Source organism: Mesorhizobium sp. M0518 (assembly GCF_040321125.1).
GTDB lineage: Bacteria > Pseudomonadota > Alphaproteobacteria > Rhizobiales > Rhizobiaceae > Mesorhizobium.
The window spans coordinates 278,313-288,219 of the sequence record NZ_JAMYQY010000008.1 but is presented as its reverse complement, the minus strand read 5'-3'; the positions used below and the strand labels follow the sequence as shown (position 1 = coordinate 288,219).

Below are 9,907 nucleotides of genomic sequence, written 5' to 3'. Positions count from 1 at the left end.
CTCGCGTCATCAGATGCTGGCCTCCAATCCAGCCAGCATCTTGAATCACAAACATCCGGCTTTGGGAATCCTACGATTCTCTCAAAATAGGAATCGCTCTAGTGCCGGCGCCGACAGGCTCCTCTCCCCTCGGGGAGAGGTCGGATTGCCCCGAATTGCACTTGCAATTCGGCTGGCAATCCGGGTGAGGGGGAGCTCGCAACGATGCGCGTTCGCTAACCCCAGATCATCAGCGCCACCAAGCCGACACCGCCGACCACCAGCCGCCACCAGCCGAACAGCGAGTAGCCGTTGCGCGAGACGTAATCGAGCAGGAAGCGCACGACGATGAGTGCCGTGACGAAGGCGGCGACGAAGCCGACGGCGATGATCGGCAGGTCGGCACTGCTCAGCACGTTGCGGTTCTTGAACAGGTCGAAGGCGAAGGCGCCGACCATGGTCGGGATCGCAAGGAAGAACGAAAATTCAGCGGCAGCGCGCTTATCGACGCCCAAAAGCAGGGCGCCGACGATGGTCGAGCCCGAACGCGATGTGCCGGGAATGAGCGACAGGCACTGGAAAAGCCCGATCTGCAGGTAAAGCCGGGTCGGGAAGCGCTCGACATCGCGGTAGACCGGCTTGAGGTTCATGCGGTCCACCGCCAGCAGCACGACGCCGCCGATGATCAGCATGATGCAGATCAGCCTCGGCGATTCGAACAGCACCGTCTTGATGAAATCATGCGCCAGCGCGCCGATGATCGCCGCCGGCAGGAAGGCGATCAGGATTCCTATGGCGAAATGCCGCGTCAGCCGGTCATGCGGCAGGTCGAGCAGCATCTTCCACAGGCGGCGGAAATAGACGCTGAGGATCGCCAGGATGGCGCCGAGCTGGATCAGGATCTCGAAGGCCTTGCCGGTCGAATGGAAGCCGAGGAAATGACCGGCAAGCAGAATATGGCCGGTCGACGACACCGGGATGAACTCGGTCAACCCCTCCAGCAGGCCAAGCAGCAGGGCTTCGACGATGGTCTGGCTTTCCATGGCTACCTCGGCATTGGCATGACGGCTGACAGAAGGGCTTGCTTGTCATGGCGTTGAAGTCCCCCTATAGGTCGCAACACCCTGACGGCCCGCTAACCGGGCGGCCAAGACTTACCGGTGCGCCCTGCGATTCGCCAGTGCGCTTTATCATCGCGGAACCATGCTGACGCTTTTCCACCATCCCATGTTCGCCACCTGTCGCTTCGTCCGCCTCGCATTCGGCGAGTATGGCGAGGAGCTGGCTTTGATCGAGGAAAAGCCGTGGACCCGGCGCAAAGAGTTCCTGGCGCTGAACCCGGCCGGAACGCTGCCGATCCTGCTGGCCGAAGGCGACGTGCCGATCGTCGGGGCGACGGTCATCGCCGAGTATCTCGATGAAACGCGCGGTGTGCTGAAGCGCGACAAGCGGTTGTTCGCCGAAGACCCGATGCAGCGCGCCGAAATCCGCCGGCTGATCGACTGGTACCTCAACAAGGCTGAAAGCGAAGTCACCCGCCATCTGGTGCGCGAGCGCGTGCTGAAGCCGGTCATGCCGGAAACGGCTGGCGGCGGCTCGCCCGATTCGGGCGCGATCCGTGCCGCGCGCGCCAACATCCGCCAGCACATGAAATACACCAACTGGCTGGCTGGCACCCGCCATTGGCTGGCTGGCTCGAGGGTCACCTATGCCGATCTCGCGGCCGCGGCGACGCTGTCGGTGCTCGATTATCTCGGCGAGATCGACTGGCGCGAGCACAGCGCTGCACGCGAATGGTACACGCGGGTCAAGTCGCGGCCATCCTTCCGGCCGCTCTTGACCGACCGGGTGCGCGGCCTGTCACCGGTGTCGCATTATGCGGACCTCGACTTCTGACGCCGCAAAACTGCGCGCGCTGATCGACGCGGAGGCGCAGCGCGCCGGCTTCGATGCCGTTGCCGTCACCTCCCCTGATGCGATCCCGCTGGCGCCGGCGCGCCTGGCCGAATTCGTCGCTGATGGCTTCCATGGGTCGATGGACTGGATCGCCGAGACGCTTCAACGCCGCAGTGAACCAACGGCCCTCTGGCCGCAGGTGCGCTCGATCGTCGTGCTGGCGATGAACTACGGCCCCGGTCATGATCCACGCGGCGTGCTGGCCAAGCGCGACCGTGGCGCCATCTCGGTCTATGCGCAAAACCGCGACTATCACGAGGTGATGAAGGGCCGGCTGAAGGAGATCGCCGGCAAGATCGTGGCGCGCGCCGGCGGTGATGTGAAGGTGTTCGTCGACACCGCACCTGTCATGGAAAAGCCGCTGGCCGAGACCGCCGGGCTCGGCTGGCAAGGCAAGCACACCAATCTGGTCAGCCGCGAGCACGGCTCCTGGCTGTTCCTCGGCACCATCTTCACCACCGCCGAACTGGCGCCCGACCACGCCGAGATCGACCATTGCGGCTCCTGCCGCGCCTGCCTCGACGCGTGCCCGACCGATGCCTTTCCGGCGCCCTACCGGCTCGATGCGCGGCGCTGCATCTCCTATCTCACCATCGAGAACAAGGGGCCGATCCCGCACGAATTCCGCGAAAAGATCGGCAACCGCATCTATGGCTGCGACGATTGTCTTGCCGCCTGCCCGTGGAACAAATTCGCCCGGGCAGCTTCCGAAGCAAAACTCGCCGCGCGCGATGATTTGCGCGAGCCTCCGCTCGCCGACCTTTTGGGTCTCGATGACGCTTCCTTCCGCGCTTTCTTCTCCGGTTCGCCGATAAAACGCATCGGCCGCGACCGGTTCATCCGCAACGTGCTGATCGCCGCCGGCAATTCCGGCGATGCCTCTCTTGCCTACACTGTGCGCGCCTTGCTGGACGATGCCTCGCCGCTGGTGCGGGGCGCGGCAATTTGGGCGCTGGCGCGGCTGGTGCCCGTTGCCGAATACTCGCAACGGGCAGCGATCGGCCTGAAAACCGAAAGCGACGAAGCCGTGCGCGACGAATGGCGTCTGGCGCGGCCAACCAGGGCGAATGCATGAGCGAAAAGCAGATATTCATCTTCGGCGCCGGCTATTCCGGCAGGGCTTTTGCTCGGGCTAACAAAGGCGCCGCGACGATCTTCGGCACGACACGCTCGCCGGAAAAGTTCGAGACGCTGCCGCAGGCCGGTATCGCGCCGCTGCTGTTCGACGGCGCGATGACCGGCGAAATCGGTGATGCATTGGGAAAAACAACGCATCTGCTAATTTCGGTCGCCCCGGAAGAGGCCGGCGATCCCGTGCTGAATGCCGCGCGAGAGGCAATCGCTCAAATGCCTTTGCTGGAATGGATCGGCTATCTCTCCACGGTCGGGGTCTACGGCAATTACGACGGCGCCTGGGTCGATGAAACGGCTGAATGCCGGCCGGTGTCGATGCGCTCGGTGATGCGGGTTGCTGCCGAACAGGACTGGCTGGAGCTGGGCCGCGAGATCGGCCGGCCGGTGGCGATCCTGCGCCTGTCCGGCATTTACGGCCCCGGCCGCAACGCGCTGGTCAATCTGGAAAATGGCACTGCAAGGCGGCTGGTAAAGCCGGACCAGGTGTTCAACCGCATCCATTGCGACGACATTGCAGGCGCCCTGTGGCAGCTCATCAATGGCAATACCGGCGGCATCTTCAACGTCACCGACGACCTGCCGGCGCCGCCGCAGGACGTCGTCGCCTATGCCGCTTCCTTGATGGGTATCGAACCGCCGCCCGAAATTCCCTTCGACGGCGCCCAACTTTCGCCCATGGCGCGGTCCTTCTATGGCGAGAACAAGCGTGTCGCCAACGCGGCGATCAAGGCTGCGGGCTATTTCCTGCGCTTTCCAGACTACCGCGTCGCCTTCGACCATATGTGGGCAAGCGGCGATTGGCGTGACGGCGAAGCGCGCAGCCCGATGAAGCGCTGACATCGAAGCCGCGGGCGCGGCGTGCTATGATTCGGCCTTGGGATTGCGGTGGAGAACCGGGTTCATGAAGACAGCGATGAGGCTATCTCTCGGCAAAATGCCCCTGCTGGCAGCCGCGCTTGGCCTGCTTACCCTGGTCGGTTTCGCCGTTCAGCCGGTGAGCGCCGAAGAACGCGCAAAAGATCTGTTCGGCGCCAGGAAACTGCCGGCCGCGACCGCGGCGCAGTCGATCGGCTTCTATTCCAAGGGCTGTTTTGCCGGCGGCGTCGCCATTCCCATGGACGGTCCGACCTGGGAGGTGATGCGGCCTTCGCGCAACCGTCGCTGGGGCCATCCGGCGATGATCGCGGTGATCGAGAAATTGTCGCGCGACGCGGCAGCCGATGGTTGGCCGGGCTTGCTGATCGGCGACATTTCGCAGCCGCGTGGCGGCCCGATGCTGACAGGACATGCCTCGCACCAGATCGGGCTCGACGCCGACATCTGGCTGACGCCGATGCCCAGCCGCCCGCTGTCGATGGCGCAGCGCGAATCGATGAGCGCCACCTTGATGGTCGATGAGAAGACCCATCTGGTGAAGGACGCGCTGTGGACGCCGGCGCACACAAGGCTTCTGAAGCGGGCGGCGAGCTACAGCCAGGTCGAGCGCATCCTGGTCAATCCGGGCATCAAGAAGAAGCTCTGCGACACCGTCAAGGGCGACCGCTTCTGGCTGCGCAAGATCCGGCCGTTTTGGGGTCACGACTATCATTTCCACATGCGCATCGGCTGCCAGCCGGGATCGCCCGGCTGCAAGGCGCAGGAAGCGACGCCGGACGATGACGGTTGCGGCAAGCCGCTGGCCTGGTGGTTCACGCAGGAGCCGTGGCGCCCCAACAAGAACCCGGATGCGCCCAAGGCGCGCGACCTGATGACGATGGCGAACCTGCCGAGCGAGTGCCGCGCCGTGCTCGACGCGCCGGGGCCGTCGTCGGCCGAGGCGGCGACCTACCATGGCGGCGGCGTGCCGGTCGCGGCTGCCGCGCCCGAACCCGAAGCGCCGTCATTGCCCGCCACCCCGGCCGCCGCCGGCCTGCCAAGCACGGTCAACGCTTTCACGGCGACTCCCGAGATCGGCGTGCCGCTGCCGCGACCGCGGCCGCCAGGAAACTGACGATCACGGCTTATAGGCAGACTCAATCGGTTCAGCGCCGCATTTTTGCGAAACCGTGGCGGTTTGGCCGCAGAGCCGGCCTCAGCGCGCCGCCGGGGTCGAAAACCGTTTCCCTTTTCAAACCCATGCGCTAGTCAACGGAAGAACGGCCAGATGCCGTCGGGGGCGCCGGAGACGGACGAGAGCATGCCACGCACAGGCGACGACGACACTTTGCTGCGGTTTCCGATCCTGATCGGCGACATCGGCGGCACCAATGCGCGCTTTTCGATCGTGCTCGACGCCAATTCCGAGGCTGGCGAGCCGACCATCGTCCAGACGGCAAACTACAACACCATCGACGAGGCGATCCAGGCGGCCGTGCTCGACCGCTCGTCGGTGCGTCCCAATTCGGCGGTGCTGGCGGTGGCTGGCCCGGTCGACGGCGACGAGATCGAGCTGACCAACTGCCCCTGGATCGTCAAGCCGAGGAAAATGTTCGCCAGCCTCGGCCTGAGCGACATCGTCGTGCTCAACGATTTCGAGGCGCAGGCGCTGGCCGTCGTCGCGCTCGGCGAGGAGCACATGGAAAAGATCGGCGGCGGCATGCCGGAGCCCAATGCCGGGCGCGTCGTGCTCGGTCCGGGAACCGGGCTCGGCGTCGCCGGGCTGGTCCATGCGCTGCACCACTGGATACCGGTCCCCGGCGAGGGCGGCCATATGGACATCGGCCCGCGCACACCGCGCGATTTCGAGGTTTTTCCGCATATCGAGAAGCTCGAAGGCCGCGTTTCGGGCGAGCAGATCCTGTGCGGGCGCGGCCTGGTCAATGTCTACCGGGCGGTGGCCAAGGCGGACGGCAAGGCGTCGCCCTTCACGACGCCGGCCGAGATCACTGCCGCGGCACTTGCGAAAACCGATCCGGTTGCCGAGGAAGCGCTGGAGATCTTCGTCACCTGCCTTGGGCGCACCGCAGGCGACCTTGCTCTGGTATTCATGAGCCGCGGCGGCGTGTTCCTCACCGGTGGCATCGCGCAGAAGATCGTGCCGGCGCTGAAAGCCGGCAATTTCCGGGCCGCTTTCGAGGACAAGGCGCCGCACAGCGCGATGATGCGCACCATGCCGGTCTACGTCATCATCCACCCGCTGGCTGCACTTCTGGGCCTTGCCGCCTATGCCAGGACCCCCTCGCTGTTCGGTGTCCAGACCGAGGGCCGGCGCTGGCAGGCCTGAAAGCCAGCGAAGCGCTCGCGCCCCCGCGACGAAGTTAATCAGGTGCGGGCATAGGCAATCAGGCCGCAGGGCGTTAAGAGGGGTGCCGAATTTGCAGCCCCGGTCCCACGAGGCGGAAAACCACAAAGCGCTCCCGATTTGACACTTCAAGCTCCAAACAAACAAAAAGCCCGGCCCGGCGAGGTCACAGCGGTGCTCCGCCGCATCCTCGCTGAAAACGGCAACGAGTATCGCTGGACCTATGTCGTCGCCGTCTCTTGCCTGCTGATCGTTTCCGGCACCACTGCCTTCACGGCGTGGATCATGGCCCCGATGATCAACCAGATCTTCTACGAACGACGCGGCGATATGCTCTGGTTGATCTGCGCCGGTTTCATGGGAGCCTCCCTGCTGCGCGGCTTCGCCGGTTACGGCCAAGCAGTCGCGTTGGCCAGTATCGGCAACAATCTGGTCGCGCGCTACCAGAAGCGCAGCTTCGACCATCTGATGAAGCTCGGCGTCAACTTCTTCAACGATACGCGTTCCGGTCGGCTGGCGGCACAGGTCAGCGAGAATGTCGGCGGCGTTCGCGATCTGCTGTCGCTGACACTGACCTCCATCAGCCGCGACGCGGTCACGCTGGTCGCTCTCGTCGGCGTGATGATCTATCAGGATCCGGTGTTGTCGCTCAGCTCGCTGCTGATCGGCCCTCCACTGATCTGGGCCGTCGTCTATATCACCCGCCGACTGCGGCGTATCAACCGGGAATCCGTCCTGATCAATTCGCGGCTGAACGGGTCCGTGCAGGAAGCCACGCAAGGCATCGCCATCGTCAAGGCCTTCACCTTGGAGGCCGAGCTGGCGCGCCGCATCGGCATCATGGCGGACACGGCCGAGCAGCGTAACAACAAGATCGCCCGCGTCTCGGAACGGCTGTCGCCGATTTCCGAGATTCTGGGCGGTCTCGCCATCACCTCCGTGCTTGCCTATTCCGGCTACCGGGCGCTGTATCTTGGGCAGCCGCCGGGCGCGGTTTTCTCCTTCATCACCGCACTGATCATGGCTTACGATCCGGCAAGACGCCTGGCGCGCACACAGGTGGGCATGGAACGTGCCCTGGTCAACGCGCGCATGATCTACGAGTTGCTCGACCTGGAGCCGAAACAGGGCGACGCACCCGATGCCGTCGAGGCGAGGATCACCACCGGCGAGGTGCGTTTCGACAATGTGACGTTCGGCTACAGCGCCGACATGCCGGTGCTTAGGGACCTGAGCTTTACCGCCGCGGCCGGCAAGGTGACGGCGATCGTCGGTGCGTCGGGCGCCGGCAAATCGACGCTGGTGGCGCTCTTGCAGCGCTTCTACGACGTCGACCGGGGCAGCATCGAGGTCGATGGCCAGGACATCTCGAAGGTAACCAAGCATTCGCTGCGGCAGTCGATCGCCTATGTGGCGCAGGCGCCATATCTGTTCGAGGGCACGATCCGCGACAACATCCGCTACGGCCGTCTGTCGGCCACGGACGCCGAGATCGAGCAGGCGGCGAAACAGGCGGCAGCCGACGAGTTCATCCGCCAGCAGCCGCAAGGTTACGACACGCCGGTCGGCGAAGGCGGCTCGACCCTTTCCGGCGGCCAGCGCCAGCGCGTCTCGATCGCCCGCGCGATCGTGCGCCAGGCACCGATCCTGCTGCTCGACGAGGCGACATCGGCGCTCGACAACGAGGCGGAGGCGCGCGTCCAGGAAGCGCTGACCCAAGTCATGCAAGGCCGCACGACCATCGTCATAGCGCATAGGCTATCGACGGTGGTCAATGCCGACCACATCATCGTGCTGGAAGAGGGCCGGTTGGTCGAGGAAGGCACCCATGCGACGCTGATGGCCGACCCGGACAGCATCTATTCCCGCTTCCACCGCATCCAGGGCAAGAAGGGGCTGGGGCTTGTCGATGACAGCAAGCCGATCCAAACTCCGGTCCGGGCCACGCGTGCGAAGAAGACTGCTGTGAGGAGCACATGAGCGAAGCAAGCGATATGGGCCTTGTGGTGGTGGGCGCTGCCGGCCGCATGGGCCAGACGCTGATCCGTGCCATCCACTCTATATCAGGCGCTCGAGTTATCGGCGCGGTCGAGCGGGCGGATTCGCCGCATCTGGGCAAGGATGCAGGCGAACTCGCCGGCATTGGCCGCATCGATGTGGCGATCAGCGGCGATCCGCTGCCGGTCTTCGCCAAAGCCGATGGCGTGCTCGATTTCACCACCCCTGCTTCGACAGTGGAATTCGCCGGCTACGCGGCGCAGGCGCGCATCGTCCATGTCATCGGCACGACGGGCTGTTCAGCCGACGATAACGCGAAAATAGCGGCGGCGGCGCGCCACGCGATGATCGTCAAGTCGGGCAATATGAGCCTCGGTGTCAATCTTCTGGCGGTGCTGGTCGAACAGGCCGCGCGCGCGCTCGACGCCGACGATTTCGACGTCGAGATCCTCGAAATGCACCACAAGCACAAGGTCGATGCGCCGTCGGGCACGGCACTGCTGCTCGGCGAGGCCGCTGCTGCCGGGCGCGGCATTGCGCTTGCCGGCAATGATGTGCGCGTCCGCGACGGCCACACCGGGGTGCGCAAGACGGGCTCGATCGGCTTCGCCACGCTGCGCGGCGGCTCGGTGGTCGGCAATCACAGCGTGCTGCTGGCCGGCACCGGCGAGCGCATCACGCTGGCCCACCATGCCGAGGACCGCGCCATCTTCGCCCGCGGCGCCGTCAAGGCAGCGCTTTGGGCGCGCGGCAAGAAGCCCGGACTGTATTCGATGCGGGACGTGCTCGGCCTCAGCTGAGCGGCCAATCTGCCAACTTGCCCAACCTGAAGGGAGCAAACATGTCGAGAACCCTCGTGCTCGTGCGCCACGGCCAGAGCGAATGGAATTTGAAGAACCTGTTCACCGGCTGGCGCGACGTCGACCTGACCGAGCAGGGCCATGCCGAGGCCAAGGCCGCCGGTGAGAGGCTCAAGGCGCGCGGCCTGAAATTCGACATCGCCTTCACCTCGGCGCTGATCCGGGCGCAAAAGACCTGTCAGCACATCCTCGACGCCGTCGGTCAAAGCGACCTGAAGACCATCCGCGACCAGGCGCTGAACGAGCGCGACTATGGCGATCTCTCCGGCCTCAACAAGGACGATGCCCGCAAGAAATGGGGCGAGGAGCAGGTGCATGTCTGGCGCCGCTCCTACGACGTGCCGCCGCCCGCCGGCGAAAGCCTGAAGGACACCGGCGCCCGGGTCTGGCCCTATTACCTGCACGATCTGCAGCCGCATGTGCTGCGCGGCGGCACCGTGCTGGTCGCCGCGCACGGCAACTCGCTGCGCGCGCTGATCATGGCGCTCGACGGCAAGTCGGGCGAGGAGATCGTCAAGCTGGAACTCGGCACCGGCGTGCCGGTCATCTACCAGCTCAACGCCGATTCCACCGTCGCGTCCAAGGAAGTGCTGGACGACTGAGCCGGCGAACGGAGCAACCGCGAAAAAAGCGCGTTGACACACATCGCTTGCCCGCTTACATGAGCCCGCACCAGCCCAGATGGCGGAATTGGTAGACGCGCACGGTTCAGGTCCGTGTTCCGCAAGGAGTGGAGGTTCGAGTCCTCTTCTGGGCACCA

The 9,907-nt window shown here is 64.9% G+C and carries 9 protein-coding genes and 1 tRNA gene; 9 read left to right on the top strand and 1 reads right to left on the bottom strand.

The genetic code is table 11. The features are described from left to right. Positions 1 to 215: 215 nt before the first annotated feature. Positions 216 to 1,022 (bottom strand): undecaprenyl-diphosphate phosphatase, encoded by an 807-nt coding sequence (locus NKI66_RS14620; protein ID WP_027040262.1) that lies wholly within the window; start codon positions 1,020 to 1,022, stop codon positions 216 to 218. Between the two features lie 160 nt (positions 1,023 to 1,182). On the opposite strand from NKI66_RS14620, the gene NKI66_RS14615 reads away from it, so the two are divergent. The 9 genes from NKI66_RS14615 (at position 1,183) to NKI66_RS14575 (ending at position 9,907) form a co-directional block, all read left to right on the top strand. Further along, entirely contained in the window at positions 1,183 to 1,875 is a 693-nt protein-coding gene (locus tag NKI66_RS14615) for a glutathione S-transferase family protein (protein ID WP_027040261.1), read from the top strand. Continuing rightward, positions 1,856 to 3,010 carry a tRNA epoxyqueuosine(34) reductase QueG gene (gene queG, locus NKI66_RS14610; RefSeq protein ID WP_352752043.1) on the top strand — a complete coding sequence of 385 codons (1,155 nt, stop codon included), beginning with the start codon at positions 1,856 to 1,858 and terminating at the stop codon, positions 3,008 to 3,010. Before NKI66_RS14615 ends, queG begins: the two co-directional genes overlap by 20 nt. Then, a complete protein-coding gene (locus tag NKI66_RS14605; protein ID WP_352752041.1) occupies positions 3,007 to 3,906 on the top strand; it encodes an SDR family oxidoreductase in 900 nt (299 codons plus the stop codon). Before queG ends, NKI66_RS14605 begins: the two co-directional genes overlap by 4 nt. 64 nt (positions 3,907 to 3,970) lie before the next feature. After that, positions 3,971 to 5,059: a penicillin-insensitive murein endopeptidase gene (mepA, locus tag NKI66_RS14600; protein ID WP_352752039.1), complete on the top strand. Its 1,089-nt coding sequence runs from the start codon at positions 3,971 to 3,973 to the stop codon at positions 5,057 to 5,059. Positions 5,060 to 5,245: 186 nt separating this feature from the next. Beyond that, positions 5,246 to 6,271, top strand: a complete 1,026-nt coding sequence (locus tag NKI66_RS14595; RefSeq protein WP_352752037.1) for a glucokinase — start codon at positions 5,246 to 5,248, stop codon at positions 6,269 to 6,271. 138 nt (positions 6,272 to 6,409) lie between these two features. Beyond that, a complete protein-coding gene (locus tag NKI66_RS14590; protein ID WP_352442639.1) occupies positions 6,410 to 8,269 on the top strand; it encodes an ABC transporter ATP-binding protein in 1,860 nt (619 codons plus the stop codon). Continuing rightward, complete coding sequence (gene dapB / locus NKI66_RS14585) at positions 8,266 to 9,087, top strand: 4-hydroxy-tetrahydrodipicolinate reductase (RefSeq protein WP_352752035.1); 822 nt, start codon at positions 8,266 to 8,268, stop codon at positions 9,085 to 9,087. The genes NKI66_RS14590 and dapB overlap by 4 nt, the downstream gene beginning before the upstream one ends. Before the next feature lie 41 nt (positions 9,088 to 9,128). Continuing rightward, positions 9,129 to 9,749 carry a 2,3-bisphosphoglycerate-dependent phosphoglycerate mutase gene (locus NKI66_RS14580; protein WP_128305275.1) on the top strand — a complete coding sequence of 207 codons (621 nt, stop codon included), beginning with the start codon at positions 9,129 to 9,131 and terminating at the stop codon, positions 9,747 to 9,749. A 73-nt stretch (positions 9,750 to 9,822) separates the two neighbouring features. Further along, positions 9,823 to 9,907, top strand: a tRNA-Leu gene (locus NKI66_RS14575).